This window comes from Terriglobales bacterium, from assembly GCA_035543055.1.
GTDB lineage: Bacteria > Acidobacteriota > Terriglobia > Terriglobales > Acidobacteriaceae > JAIQFD01.
In genome coordinates this window covers 1-13,681 of the sequence record DATKKJ010000074.1, presented here as the reverse complement: position 1 = coordinate 13,681, position 13,681 = coordinate 1, and the positions used below count along the sequence as shown (strand labels likewise).

The 13,681-nt window shown below is 65.3% G+C and carries 13 protein-coding genes and 1 riboswitch; of the genes, 3 read left to right on the top strand and 10 right to left on the bottom strand.

Features of this window, described 5'->3' with window-relative positions:
- Positions 1–245, top strand: a 245-nt coding sequence (locus VMS96_05925; protein HVP42949.1) for a DUF309 domain-containing protein, incomplete at its 5' end; no start/stop codon positions are given.
- Positions 246–258: 13 nt separating this feature from the next.
- Entirely contained in the window at positions 259–1,416 is a 1,158-nt protein-coding gene (locus tag VMS96_05920; GenBank protein ID HVP42948.1) for a DegT/DnrJ/EryC1/StrS family aminotransferase, read from the top strand.
- A 21-nt stretch (positions 1,417–1,437) separates the two neighbouring features.
- Here the strand turns inward: VMS96_05920 and VMS96_05915 are convergent, their stop codons facing one another.
- A complete protein-coding gene (locus VMS96_05915) occupies positions 1,438–2,388 on the bottom strand; it encodes an SH3 domain-containing protein (GenBank protein HVP42947.1) in 951 nt (316 codons plus the stop codon).
- A gap of 134 nt (positions 2,389–2,522) precedes the next feature.
- The gene (locus VMS96_05910; GenBank protein HVP42946.1) at positions 2,523–5,378 is read right to left on the bottom strand and encodes a PAS domain-containing protein; all 2,856 of its coding nucleotides are present in this window, start codon (positions 5,376–5,378) and stop codon (positions 2,523–2,525) included.
- 280 nt (positions 5,379–5,658) lie between these two features.
- Here VMS96_05910 and VMS96_05905 point away from each other — a divergent pair, with 280 nt between their 5' ends.
- Positions 5,659–6,228, top strand: coding sequence for a helix-turn-helix domain-containing protein (locus VMS96_05905; protein HVP42945.1), 570 nt, complete (start codon positions 5,659–5,661; stop codon positions 6,226–6,228).
- Here VMS96_05905 and VMS96_05900 read toward each other — a convergent pair.
- From VMS96_05900 to VMS96_05865, 8 genes are all read right to left on the bottom strand, one after another.
- Complete coding sequence (locus VMS96_05900) at positions 6,225–7,340, bottom strand: ATP-dependent 6-phosphofructokinase (GenBank protein ID HVP42944.1); 1,116 nt, start codon at positions 7,338–7,340, stop codon at positions 6,225–6,227. The genes VMS96_05905 and VMS96_05900 overlap by 4 nt on opposite strands.
- A 70-nt stretch (positions 7,341–7,410) precedes the next feature.
- Entirely contained in the window at positions 7,411–7,605 is a 195-nt protein-coding gene (locus tag VMS96_05895; protein ID HVP42943.1) for a hypothetical protein, read from the bottom strand.
- Positions 7,566–8,093 carry an Ig-like domain-containing protein gene (locus VMS96_05890; GenBank protein ID HVP42942.1) on the bottom strand — a complete coding sequence of 176 codons (528 nt, stop codon included), beginning with the start codon at positions 8,091–8,093 and terminating at the stop codon, positions 7,566–7,568. The genes VMS96_05895 and VMS96_05890 overlap by 40 nt, the downstream gene beginning before the upstream one ends.
- 212 nt (positions 8,094–8,305) lie before the next feature.
- Positions 8,306–8,749 carry a DUF2203 domain-containing protein gene (locus VMS96_05885; GenBank protein HVP42941.1) on the bottom strand — a complete coding sequence of 148 codons (444 nt, stop codon included), beginning with the start codon at positions 8,747–8,749 and terminating at the stop codon, positions 8,306–8,308.
- Complete coding sequence (gene nadA, locus VMS96_05880) at positions 8,750–9,862, bottom strand: quinolinate synthase NadA (protein ID HVP42940.1); 1,113 nt, start codon at positions 9,860–9,862, stop codon at positions 8,750–8,752.
- Between the two features lie 249 nt (positions 9,863–10,111).
- Entirely contained in the window at positions 10,112–11,146 is a 1,035-nt protein-coding gene (moaA, locus tag VMS96_05875; GenBank protein HVP42939.1) for a GTP 3',8-cyclase MoaA, read from the bottom strand.
- A gap of 75 nt (positions 11,147–11,221) precedes the next feature.
- Positions 11,222–11,358: riboswitch (molybdenum cofactor riboswitch) on the bottom strand.
- A gap of 63 nt (positions 11,359–11,421) precedes the next feature.
- Positions 11,422–12,279, bottom strand: a complete 858-nt coding sequence (locus VMS96_05870; protein ID HVP42938.1) for a hypothetical protein — start codon at positions 12,277–12,279, stop codon at positions 11,422–11,424.
- A 124-nt stretch (positions 12,280–12,403) separates the two neighbouring features.
- Positions 12,404–13,681: electron transfer flavoprotein-ubiquinone oxidoreductase (locus VMS96_05865; GenBank protein ID HVP42937.1), on the bottom strand; the 1,278-nt coding region annotated here is incomplete at its 5' end.

The following is a 13,681-nucleotide window of genomic DNA, read 5'->3' as shown; positions in this document are numbered from 1 at the left end:
AGCGGCGTTCCATGCAAGGTCTCATCCAGTTGGCGGTCGCTCTCCATCATCACTCCACGGGGAACCTGGACGGGGCGCGCTCCCTGCTGGCCCGCGCTGCCGCCAAACTGGCGGACGCTCCCGACGATTTCTTCGGGATCTCCATACCCCCGCTGCGCCAGGCTTTGGATCAGTGGCAGCAGGCGCTAAGAGAGGGTTCGCCATTGCCTCCACTTCCCCGCATCCGGACTTGGGAGCGATGTTAGACTTCCTTCCCCGATGTCCAAGGCAGCGCAAAAAGCGGCGGTGCCCCTGCTGGACCTGACGCGCCAGTACGCCTCGATCCGCGATGAGGTGATGGCTGCCATCGAACGGGTATGCGCCTCGCAGCATTTCATCCTGGGGGAAGAAGTCGCGGCCCTGGAGCGCGAGATCGCCAGCTATGCCGGCGCGTCCGAGGCCGTGGCCTGCGCCTCCGGGACCGACGCTTTGTGGCTCTCGCTGCTGGCGCTGAACGTAGGACCGGGCGACGAGGTCGTCACCACCCCCTTCAGCTTTTTTGCCTCCGCCAGCGCCATCGTGCGGGCGGGCGCGCGGCCCGTGTTCGTCGATATCGACCCCCTGACCTTCAATCTCGATCCAGCGAAGCTGGAGCGCAAGTTCGCGGCATATCCGCCGACCAAGGTGAAGGCCATCATCCCCGTCCATTTATACGGGCAGGTAGCGGAGCCGGATGCCTTCGAGCGCATCGCCACGGCCCACGATCTCGCCCTGGTGGAGGACGCAGCCCAGGCCTTTGGCGCGGCTTGGCGCGGCAAACGCGCCGGCAGCCTCGGCACAGCGGCGGCCTTCAGTTTCTATCCCACCAAGAACCTGAGCGCGTTCGGCGACGGGGGGTGCATCGCCACTTCCGACCCCAAGCTGGCCGAGCGCCTGCGTCACCTGCGCAACCACGGCAGCGCGCGGCGCTACTTCCATGAAGAGCTCGGGTGGAACAGCCGTCTCGACGCTGTCCAGGCGGCGGTGCTGCGAGTGAAGCTCAAGCACGTGGACCGCTGGAACAGCCAGCGCGCCGAGCGCGCCGATTCCTATGATCGTCTCTTCACTCACGCCGGTCTTGCGGGCGGCGAGGACTTACCCATCCGAACGCCCCACCGCGCGCGCGACGCCCGCCACATCTTCCACCAGTACGTGGTGCGGGCGCAGAGGCGCGACGCCCTCCGCGCCGCCCTGGCCGAGCGCGGGATCGCGACCGAGATCTACTATCCCCTGCCGCTGCACCTACAGAACGCCTTCGGATATCTGGGATATTCAGCCGGGGACTTTCCCGAAGCCGAGCGCGCCGCGGCCGAGGTGCTGGCCCTGCCGATGTTCCCGGAATTGCGCGAGGACGAGCAGCGCGCGGTGGTAGAGGCTATCGCCGAGTTTTTCTCGTAGCCGAGGCTCAGAACCCAACGCTCAGTGCTTTCTCTTCTTCGCGGAAGCGGCCTTAGGGACGGCCACGCGCCGGCTCTTCCCCGGCTGCTCGCCCGGCACCAGCACCCGCCGCACGATCGGAGTGTTGAGCTTGTACTTGCGTTCCAAGGTGTTCCCGTCCTCGCCCTGGACCCGGAGACTGAACACTGGCAAGCGGCCTTCCTTCCCGAAATCCTCGACCCCGGTGCGGATGGGCAGCAGGCCGAACAGATTGCGTTCCCGGTACGCAGTCTCATAGCGGTGCCGCTTCCCATTCCAGGTGAAGACCCGCACCTGGTTGAAGTCGAACGGCAGGCCTTCCTTGGATTCGGTGAGCGCCACCAGGTACTGCGCCGCCTTCTTGTCCCCGTCCTGGACCTCATTCAGCACGAAATAGGCGACGATGCGCTGGCCTTCCGCATACTGCGCGATCTCCAGGGGCACATCGAGGTCGAGCATCCTTGCCAGGACCCAGCCGGCGCGCTCCGGCCCGCCCCGTACCAGCCAGAAGTCTTCCAGCACCGGCTGCGGCTTTTCTTCCTCGCCGCCCTGCGCCTTCTTCGCCTTCAGCGGGACCGGCGCGACCGCACCCGGCTTCTCCGCCGTGGCTCGCGCCAGCACCTGGGCTTTGGCTCCCTCTTCCAGTTGAAAGATGTGTTCGGTGTCGCGCCCGGGGGCGACGTGCAGGTTGGTCTGGCTGCGCGCCGTGGCCGTGCCTTGCGGGGGCCGCTTGGCCGCGTCGGCGGTCATCTTCTGGATCTCGTCGTAGACCTTCTGGTCCACCAGGTAGCGCTGCTCCAGCCAGCCTTCCTGGCCTGCCGGCGTGCGCACCCGCGCGAACCGCTTCTGCCGCTCCAGGATCTCCACCCGGTCGCCGGCGTTGACCGTCCCGACCTTGGTGTAGAGGGCCGCGACCCGGTCGCGCAAGGACACCCGCGGCACCGAGACGTACATCCACTCCTTGGGTTTACCGGCGCTCTGGCCACAGCCCCAAAGCCCCGCAAAAAGGATGAATGCCAGTCCGATCAGACTCTGTCTATGACTCGACACGGCTCGATGCCGCCACTATAGCAGCACCGGCCCGGCGGCTAGGCGTCCAGTGTCCTTCGGACGCTGTCCAGCAGCCGACCCGAGCTGAACGGCTTCTGCAGCACGGTCGCCTTTTCTGCCACCACCTGGTCCACCACCGGGTGGTCGATGTGCCCGGTGATGAAGACCACCCGGGTCTCCGGCGACCGTTCTATGATCTTGCGGCTCAGCTCCCGCCCGTTCATCCCCGGCAATACCAGGTCGCTGATCAGCAGGTCGATGTGCCGCTGCTTCGCCAGGTTCAGGGCCAGCCGCGGATCGTCGACCCCAGTCACCTCGAATCCTGCATTGCGCAGCGAGCCGGCGACCAGCTTCCGCACATTGGGATCGTCTTCCACCAGCAGGATGTGTTCCCGGCCACCGGGCAGGTGGATCGACGGCGTCGCCCCCAGATCGTGGGCCGGTCGTCCCGCCGCCTTCGGCAGATAGACCTGGAACGCCGCACCGCGCATCGGTTCGCTGGTAACTCGCACGTAGCCGCCGCTCTGGGTGACGATGCCATGCACCGTCGCCAGTCCCAGGCCCGTCCCCCGCCCGGGCTCCTTGGTGGTGAAGAAGGGCTCGAAGATCCTGGCCTGGATCTCGAACGGGATGCCGATGCCCGTGTCCTCGACGCTGAGCACGGCGTACTCCCCCGGCAGGATCCCGTAAGGCCAGTCGGCGACGTTCAGGACCTTGGTTTCGAAGGTCGCGATGGTCAGCGCTCCTCCGCCGGGCATCGCGTCGCGCGCGTTGACCGCGAGGTTGAGGATGATCTGCTCCAGTTGGCCTGGGTCCGCCTTCACGCTGCCGATCTCCTCCTCCAGGTCCATGCGGATCTCGATGTTTTCGGGGATCAGGCGGCGCAGCATCTTGTACACCCCGCTGACGCTGTGGTTGAGGTCCAGCACCCGCGGTGACAGGTGCTGTTGGCGGCTGAAGGCGAGCAGTTGGCGGACCAGTCCCGCCGCCCGCTCCGACGCGTGGTGGATCGATTGCGCCGCGTCGTTGACGCGGGACCCGTGTTTCTCGTCCAGCAGCAGCTCGCTGTATCCGTTGATCACGGTCAGCAGATTGTTGAAGTCGTGCGCCACCCCAGCGGCCAGGGTGCCCAGCGATTCCAGCCGCTGGGCGTGCTTCAGGCGTTCGGAAGCTACCCTCTGCTCGGTGACGTCCTCGACGAACCCGATGATCCGGAAGGGACGCCTATCCTGCCCCGGGAACACCTGCCCGTGCTCCACCACGTGGTGGAAGTTGCCGCCGCTGCCCCGGACGCGATACTCGCAGCGGAAGGGCTCCCCGCTGCGGACCGCGCGCCCGATGGCCTCGTAGCAACCGCCGCGATCGTCTTCGTGGACCAGGCGGCGCCATTGCGAGGCGCGGGTCGGCAATTGGTCCGCCGTGTAACCCAGGAACCGGTCGAAGGTGCGGTCGATGGTGATCTTCCCGGAGAGGGGCTCGAGCTCGAACATCACGTGGCGGCTGGCGCGCAAAGCGCTCTCGCAGCGGTTCTTCCAGCGCTGCAGTTCGACCTGGGCCTCCTTCAGCGGGGTCACGTCCACGGCTATGCCGAGGATCCCGCCGATCTTGCCCGAGGGATCGAAGTAGGGGGCCTTGGTCGAAAGCAAGGTGCGTCTCTCCATCCCCACCTCCAGCACGGCTTCCTGCGTGCACGGCTGTCCCGTCGCCAGCACCTGCCGGTCCCCCTGCTCCGCGTACGGCTGCAACGACGGCGGCAGGACTTCGCGGTCGTGGTTTCCCAGGATCTCGGAAGGCCGGCGGCCCAGGAGCCGCGCGGCCGCCGAGTTGGCCAGCAGGAACTTGCCTCCCAAGTCCTTCAAGTAGATCGCTTGCGAAGTCCCCTCGATCACAGCGGAGAGCATGTTGCGGCTGCGGGTGAGCTCCCGCAGCACCTCCAGCTGGCGGTCCTGCGTCACCAGCACGCGCGCCCCCGCGCAGGCGATGGTAGCGCCCAGCAGCGACAGCAGGAACGGGGAACCGCTGATCCGCTGCGCCGCCATCACCAGGATCAGCAGTGGAACCACCAGCGACGCCGCGTGCAGGGTCAGGTTCCGGCGCCGGTGAATGATGCGCCCGCTCTCTTCACCCGATCCCGCCCACGAGACCGCGCCCAGGATCAGCAGCCACCGCGGCAGCGACCAGATCAGGTCCATCCCGGTGCCGAAGCGGAGGGAGAGCATTGCCTCACAATACAGGTAGGAGATATCGGCGATGGCGAAGGTGGCAAAGAAAAAGGTGAGCCGCCGGAAGAGGTTCCGCGAAGTCGCCAGCTCTGAAAACACGCTGCGGCTGACCAGGCAGGTCAGCACAAAGAGGTCGCGGCCCAGCCGGACCTTCCAGTTGAGCAGCGACATTCCCGGCCCGTCCTGGGCCCAGGCCGCGGCGTCGCCGAATACGGTGAAGTGCCACGCCAGCCCCAGCAAGAATACTTGCAGGAAGTCGAGCACGCCGGCCAGCGGGAGGCGGCGCCGTGGCTCCAGGGGATCTGCGATCACCGCCACCAGCAGCGGCGTCACCCAGAAGAAGAGGAACTCGTCGCTCCACCAGGGAGCGAACCACGGCTGTATCGCCGTGTAATCGTAAAAAGCGGCAATCCCCTGCCCCACCCCGTGCACCACCATGGCGACCGAAGCCAGCAACCATACGCGCCGTGCGAAGGATCCGCTGCGCGAGGCTGCCCGCAGCGTCGCGGCCACGGCGATGCCGTCGAGCACGAGTTGGATGAGGTTCGAGGCGAGCCCGGCGGAGACCCCCGAGGTCACGACCAGGGCCACACTTTGCACCAGGAGCGCGGCCGAAGCCGCCCACAGGAGGGCCCGGTCGGCCGCGGAGGCGGGAGCGAGGGCGCGCGCCATCGCTCTCCAGTCGCGCCCGCCGTGCGGGACCTTGCTGCCTGACGATGCCTGCGGAGAAGAGGGGGAGGGTGATTGCCAGGCTCCGGACGTCGCCCGGGCCTGAGGTTCCCACGACTGCTGACTGCTCATTCCCTGCTGCTTCCTTTGTTCACGCCGCAAGGGGGCGGTATTCCGATGGGCTCTTTATTTGTCATTTATATACATTTCTTTAACAATGTACAAGTAATTTTCTAGTACAATGTGCAAGTGTACTTGCGGGTCAACAGCTCCGGGAGGCGCCATGTCGCGCACCACGAACCCCGAACTGACGGAGAAGATCGTCGCAGCGGCGTTCCGCTTGTTTCATGACCGCGGGGAGAAGGGCCTGACCCTGCGCGCGGTGGCCCGCGCCGCCGGCACCACACCGCCCTCGGTCTACCAGCGCTTCCCCGCCAAGCAGGACCTGGTCGCCGCTCTGGGCGACCGAGCACGGCTCCGGCTGGGGAGGGAAGTGATGAAAGCTCCGACTCTGGAAGCCGCTTTCCGCAATTATCTTGCGGTCGCACAGCGCTATCCCCAGTTGTATCGCTTGGTCTTCGGCCCGAACCTGCGGCGCGTCCTCGAGGCCGCTACGCGGCGTCCTTTGCTCGAATGGTTCCAGCAGCAATTCAAGCGCCGGCTGGGCGGAACTCCGGCGGAGCAAGAGAATCGTGCCTACGGGGCGTTCTTGCTGCTCCATGGAACAGCCAGCATCTTGCAGTACGCTCCGGGGGGACAGCTGGCGGACGAGATCCGCGCCCGTTGCTTGCTTGCCTGCGACGCACTGCTTCGCGATGGCCGGCGGCGCAAGCGCCCGTCGCGCCGCTCCTAGTCGCCGAAGCAGATGCCGACCGCGCGCGCGGTCCGGACCAGCTCGCTCGACGGCTCCACGGCCTTCATTCGCCCGATGGCTTCGGAGATGGGCACGGAGATCACGCGCGCGTCGCGCAGCGCCACCATCTTCCCGAACTCACCCTTGGCGATGAGTTCGACCGCCGCCACTCCGAAGCGCGTGCTCAGGATGCGGTCGAAGGGCGAGGGCGACCCGCCCCGTTGCACGTGTCCCAGGACCGTCACCCGGGTCTCGCGCCGGGTGCCGCGCCCGATGGCATCCCCGATCAGGTTCCCGACGCTCCCGCCGCGCGGCACCGCCCGCTTTTCCCTCTCGAACGTGGCGCACAGGTCGGGTGGCAGCTTCACCCCTTCCGCCACCACGATGATGGTGAACTTGCGTCCCGCCCGGGTCCGGTCGGCGACGAACTCGCACACCTTCTCGATGGTGAATGGGATCTCAGGGATCAGGATGACGTGGGCGCCGCCGGCCAGCCCCGATTCCAGCGCGATCCACCCGGCGTCGCGCCCCATGACCTCCACCACCATCACCCGGTGATGCGAGACCGCGGTGGTGTGGATCTTATCGATGGCCTCGGTGCAGGTGTGCAGGGCCGTATCGAAGCCGAAGGTGATCTCCGTGGCCGACAGGTCGTTGTCGATGGTCTTGGGCACGCCCACCACCTTCAATCCCTTGTCGTGCAGGCCGAGACCGATCTTCTGGGTGCCGTCGCCCCCCACCACGATCAGCGCGTCCATGCCGATGGCGTGGGCGTTGCGGATCACGTCGTCGGAGAAGTCTTTCACTACCTCGACGTCGCCCTCCATGATCTTGTACTTGAACGGATCGCCGCGGTTGGTGGTGCCCAGGATGGTGCCGCCGCGGGGCAGGATGCCGCTCACGCTCTGCATGTCCAGCGGCATGGTCTTTTCCGACGGCCAGATCAGGCCATCGAAGCCGTCGCGGACCCCGATCACCCGCCAGTTGTATTTCAGGATGGCCGTCTTGACCGCGGCCCGGATGACAGCGTTCAGGCCGGGACAGTCGCCCCCGCCGGTGCAGATCCCGATGGTGCGCACTTTCTGCATGGCCTTGCCTCGCCGGCGCAGCACGGGCCTCCACACGGGGCTCGATCAGTGCTGCGCGGGACCGGGGATTTATATCACGGGCCGCGCTCGCCCTCTAGGGAGCGATCACCACGTCGTCGGGGCTGGTGCTGGTGTTGGTGGCTCCCGCCGAAACCAGCTTGCCGGGTGTGACGGTGTCGATCTTGAAGATGGAGAGCGAGCCCGGGCCCGGCCGGCTGATCGTCGATGCTGCCCCTTTGTAGGGCGCTACTAGAATACCGTCAGCAAAGTCGAACTGCTTTGCGAACAAGAAGCCGCCTTGATCGTCGTGGTTCCCGTTCCCACAAACGTCACCAGCCCGTTTGTGCCCGGACTGTTGCTGATCGTGGCCACCGCGGTGTTCGAGGACGACCAGGTCACTGACGCAGTGACATCCTGACCGCCCGCTGTAGCTGTGAACTGCACCGTTCCAGTGCCTAACGCAAAGCTCTGACCCTGCGGCTGAATGGTGATGGCTTGCTGCGTGCCGCACACGGTGACGCTGGCGGTACCAGTGAGTCCGCTGTTGGCAGCGGTGATGGTCGTCGTTCCCGGCGCCACCGCCGTAAGCAGGCCGGTCGCGCTGTCGATGGTTGCGATGTTGACGGCCGACGAGGACCAAGCGGCGGTGATCGTCGATCGGCTATTGTCGCTGAACACGCCAATTGCTTGCATTTGCTCTGTGTGACCAACATCTATCGAAGGCGTGGTGATCCCGTGGCTATCTGTCACGATGATCGAGTTCAGGGTCGGGTCCACAAAGAAGTCCGAACAACCCGACAGCCACAACAAGCTCAGGGCGAAAGCAAACCACCACCTGCTCGACCGCCTGCGGCTCCCGATTCCAACAGCAGGGTTAGGTTCCATTTAACCTCCTCTGGGCGCTACCGCACCTTGCCGCTTCCTCGGCCCACGTCACCGAAAGAATGAGAAACAGGAAAGTATACCGCCCCGGCGGGGGCAGGGATGGGCTAGTGGACGGGGCCCTGGCTCGGCTTGCCTTTGATGATCCGCTCGTCGATCGGCTTGCGCCCGCGGTACCCCTCTTCCACGCCGTGCCAGTGCTCGATGCTCTTCTCGCCCAGCTTCCAGCACAGCAGGATCACCCGGTCTTCCACCACGCAGGGGAAGTCAAGAAGCCCGATGTCCAGGTCCTTCACCTGAACGCCGGTGGCGTCGATCTCCGCCAGCGCATCTTTGACCCGCAGTGCCGCCTGGTCCTTCTCCGCTTTGCGGCGCGCCAGGCCAGCCACGTCCACCTCGCACCCGCCGGACAAGAAGATGCGGTTGGCCACCTGCTGGAATTCCTCTTCCACCTGCTCGACCCGCTTCTTGCCCTCGATGGCCCTCTTCAGCAGGTTCTCCAGCACTGGCAGCAGCACCTGCGCTTCCTGCAATGTGAATGTCCGCTCCATCTAGTGGATCTCCAGCATGCGATCGAGCGCGATACGTGCCCAGTATTTCATTTCTTCGTCCACCACAATGCGGTTGACCACTTGCCCGTCCACCAGGTTCTCCAGCGCCCAGCACAGATGCTGGGGCGAGATGCGGAACATGGTGGTGCACAGGCACCCGGAATCATCCAGCGTCACCACCAGCTTGTCCGGGTTGTCCTTGGCCAGGCGGTTCACCAGATGGATCTCAGTGCCGACGGCGAACTTCGAGCCGCTGGGCGCCTGTTCCACCGTCCGGATGATCTTGTCGGTCGAGCCCAGGCCGTCAGCTTTGCGGCACACCTCCCAGCGGCACTCCGGATGGCACAGCACCTGGATCCCCGGGTACTTCGCCCGTACCTTGTCCACGTGCTCCGGCAGAAACCGCTGATGCACCGAGCAGTGTCCCTTCCACAGGATGATCCTGGCCTTCTTCAATTGCTCGGCGGTCAGACCACCGTTCAGCATGTACGGATCCCAGACCACCATCTCGCTCAGCGGGATCCCTTTCCCCCAAGCGGTGTTGCGGCCCAGGTGCTGGTCGGGCAGAAAGAAGATCTTCTCCATGCCCTTACCGAAGGCGTAGTCGAAGGCCGCCGCAGCGTTGGTCGAGGTGCAGACGAACCCGCCACGCTCGCCGCAGAACGCCTTGATCGCCGCCGACGAATTCATGTAAGTGATGGGCATGATCTTGCTGCCCCACTCGTCGGTCAGGCCCATGGCGGCGAAGTGCTGCCACGCCTCTTCCACCTGGCCGATCTCCGCCATGTCGGCCATGGAACAGCCGGCGTTGAGGTCGGGCAGGATGGTCTTTTGCCCCGGGCGGCACAGGATGTCGGCCGCCTCCGCCATGAAGGTGACGCCGCAGAAGACGATGTAGCGGCCCCTGGCTTGCGCTGCCGCCTGGCACAGGCGGTAGGAATCGCCGCGGAAATCGGCGAATCGGATGACTTCGTCGCGCTGGTAATGATGTCCGAGCAGGATGCATTCCTCGCCCAACTGGGCGCGCGCACGGGCGATGCGCTCATCCATGGAGGTGTCCGGGAGGACGAGATAGTTATCCAACCGACAGGTGGTCGCTGCTGTTGCTGCCATTCTTCTTTCCGCCTTCAGTCCCGGGCTCGCCGGAACGGGGATGTTGAAAGCTCCTGCCGGCTCCAGTAAGTACGCTGCGAAGTTCCGCCCTACTTACGGGGTTGTTGAAGCCAACAGTTTCAGCCTCTGGTCATTCGATGCCCCCACTCACGAAACGCTTCAGGAGCTAGGCTTATCGGCAGCCAGTGGCTACGCATATTGTCCCACCGCGGCCGGTCACATGCAACTGTGACCTGGGAAAGCTGGGCTTTAGCCGCCGATGTGCACCATGGTCCGCGACGGAGCCTGGAATCCCGGCTCCCCGATGTGGTGCCGGGCTTCCTTCTTGTTGATCACGCCCCGGATGTATTCCGCCATCTGCTGGTCGGAGCTGCGGCGCATCACCCCCGCCAGGTCGTGGTCGAAGACCGAGAACAGGCAGGTGCGGATCTTGCCGTCGGAGGTCACCCGCACCCGGCTGCAATGCCCGCAGAAGGGGTGCGACACCGGGGCGATGATGCCGATCTCGCCGATGCCGTCCGCGAAGGTGTAGCGCCGCGCGGTCTCGCTCGGTGCGTGCGGCAGCTCCACCAGCGGCTTCCAGGCGGAGATGGCCTTCACGATCTCATCGAGTGTCACCACGATCTCCGGCGACCACACCCGGTCTTCTTCCAGGGGCATGAACTCGATGAACCGCACCACCACCGACTCTTCGCGCGCGAAGCGGGCGAATTCGACGATCTGGTCGTCATTGAAGCCGCGCAGCAGCACGCAGTTGATCTTCACCGGGTCGAGCCCGGCCCGCTTGGCCGCGCGGATCCCCGCCTGCACCGCCTCGAAACCGTTGGGCACGCGGGTGATCCGGGAGAACCGCTGCGCGTCCACCGCGTCCATGCTTACCGTCACCCGCCGCAGGCCCGCCTGCTTGAGTGGTTGCGCCAGCTCGGCCAACAGGTGGCCGTTGGTCGTGATGGCCAGGTCCAGAGGTTCGCCCTCGAGGGTGCGCACGCGGGAAAGCTGGCCTACGAACTCCACCACGTCATGCCGCAGCAGGGGCTCGCCCCCCGTGATGCGCACCTTCTCGATCCCCAATCCGGCGAACACCCGCGCCATCCTCAGGTATTCGGCCAGCGGCAGCTCGGCGTAGATGGCCCCCTGGTTCCCGGTGCGGCAGTACACGCACTTGTAATTGCAGCGGTCGGTGATGGAGATGCGCAGGTCGGTGATCGCCCGTCCGTGCTTGTCCATCAGCCGCGGGAACAGCGGTCTCGCCTGCTCCGGCACCGGATTGGTGACAGTGGCCAAGAAGTGGACCTTATCTCTCTCAGATTGCCCAGCCTGGAAAAGGATTCGACGAGAAGCAGGACGCGCGGAGGAGCGTCCACACGGCGGGTCGTTTCCTTTCCAAACGGGAGGCAGAGGCGTTTCCCCCTCTACCCTCACCAGCATCTTCCTCTGGTTCGCCCGGCTGGCCACGGTATCCCGACAGGCCACACGGGTCGGAAACTGCGGGGGACATTATAGCCCCCCAAGTCAAATGGAAGCTCACTGCCGTCGGCGGGATGCTTCCACCTCGGCGGCTACCTGGAGGTGGACGGTGCGGGCGCGGAAGCCGGCCGGTTGATGTCGCGCAGGACGCCGGCCATCCGCCGCCGCAGAAGCTCCTGCCGGATCCGCTGCCGGTCGCTGTACGCCCAGAACTCCGTCAGCAGTTTCCACCCTTCCTCTCCCTTGCCGCCGTAGATGTAATCGAGCACGATCTCCAGCACCACGCTCTTCACGTCCTGGATGTGGGCGATCTCCTGCGGGCTCAGGTCTTTGTCCTTGTGGCCCTTTTGGGCGAACTCATCGGTTTTCAGGAGCCCCATGTCGTTCTTCGACAATTTCGCCCTGGCTTCCTTGATGGCGAGCTCATATTCCGGCCAGTAGACCTGGCTGACGTTGTAGATCTCCTTGCCCTTCAGCCGCAGGAATAGCATGGGTGCGGGAGTCTGGTCTCCCGGAAGGCCCTCCAAGTCACGGAACGAGGTATCGCGGGTCACAATCTCGGTGTGTCCCTCGCTCCGCTCTTCGAAGCTCAGCTCGGCGGAAGTGGCGATCTGCCGGATCAGCCCTGCCGGCTCCGCCGTTCCCACGATGGAGTAGACATTCTCCGGAGATGACGAGGCGTGCGTCAGCAACACCACGTCGGGCTTGCCGTCCCCGTTCACGTCGCGCCCGGTGACCCGCAGCATGGTGGCATCCATCCCGAAGACGTTGAACACTGTCTTGCCATCAGGCGCGATCACCGCCGCGAAGCACTCGTTCTTGTGGTCGCCCTGCGCCGGTCCGATCTGCAGGGTGTAACCGTCCCACAGCGGCTTTTGGAAGTCACCGCGCCCGTTCATGCAGTCCGCCGCCGGCGCCAGACCTGACCAAGCCACTAGCAAGAAAAGCATGGATAGGAGCTTCTGCATCCGCATGAGCTTTCTAGTGTAGCGCGAGCGCCCTGGGACACGCAGCCCGGTTCAGGGGACACAGTGGCGCGAGATCCTTCGCTCCGCTCACGCCCGCAAAGCGGCGTCACATCCCGTCGTAATTCGGCCCCCCTCCGCCTTCCGGCGGCACCCAGGTGATGATCTGGTACGGGTCCATGATGTCGCAGGTCTTGCAGTGCACGCAGTTGGACGGGTTCAGGTGGATCTGCTTGCCGCTGGGCGCGTCCGCCGCCTCCGTCATCTCGTACACATTGGCCGGGCAGAAGTGCTGACAGGGATTGCCGAACTCCTTCACGCAGCGCTCGTTGCAGATATTGGTGTCGTGGATCACCAGGTGCGCCGGCTGGTCCTCCTCGTGCTTGGTGCCTGAGTGATAGAGGTCGGTCAGCTTGTCGAAGGTGAACTTGCCGTCGCCCTTGTAATCATTGAGCAGGTGCTTCTCCGCCCCGCCATCGGCCGGCAGCTCGGCCAGCTTCTTCAGCCGCGCGTGTCCCGCCGTCGCGGCGTATTTCGCGTGCAGCCCGCGCCCGCCGGTGATCTGCTGGAGGCCGGCGTGGAACATTCCGTGCCAGAAGCCGTGCTCGAATCCCTGATGGAAATTCCGCACCGCCCACAGCTCCTTCTTGATCCAGCTGCTCTCCACCTTCTGCGCGTACGTCCCGAGCTGCGCCGCGGAGAAGTCGCCCTTGGCCATGGCGTCGTACGCGGTCTCGGCCGCCAGCATCCCGCTCTTGATCGCCAGGTGGATCCCCTTCAGCCGCTGCGAGTTCAGGAAGCCAGCCGAGTCGCCCAGGATCATCCAGCCATCTCCCGCCACCGGCGGCACCGCCCACCAGCCTCCGTAGGGCAGCGACTTCGCCCCGTAGCGGATCATCTTCCCGCCCTCCAGCAATTGCCGCACGAACGGATGCTCCTTGAACTCCTGCAGCACGCGCTGCGGGTCCAGCCGCGGGTCGGGATAGTCCAGCCCGGTCACGAAACCGAGGGAGACGATGTTGTCCTTGCCGCCGTAGAGCCACGCCCCGCCGTATTCCTTCGCAGTCAGCGGCCAGCCCATGGTGTAGATGACCTCGCCCGCCGCGATGCGCCCCGACGGCACCTCCCACAGCTCCTTCACGCCCACGCCGTACGTCTGGGGATTACGGTCTTTGTCGAGACTGAAGCGGCTTACCAGTTGCTTGGTCAGCGAGCCCCGGGTCCCCTCGGCCAGGATGGTGACCTTCGCTCTTAGGTCGTATCCCGGCTCGAAGTTGCCTTTCGGCTGGTTGGTCTTGTCCACCCCCTTGTCGTCGGTGCGGACGCCGATCACGCGCTCGTTCTCGATCAGCAATTCCGAACCGGCGAAGCCGCTGAAGACGGTGAT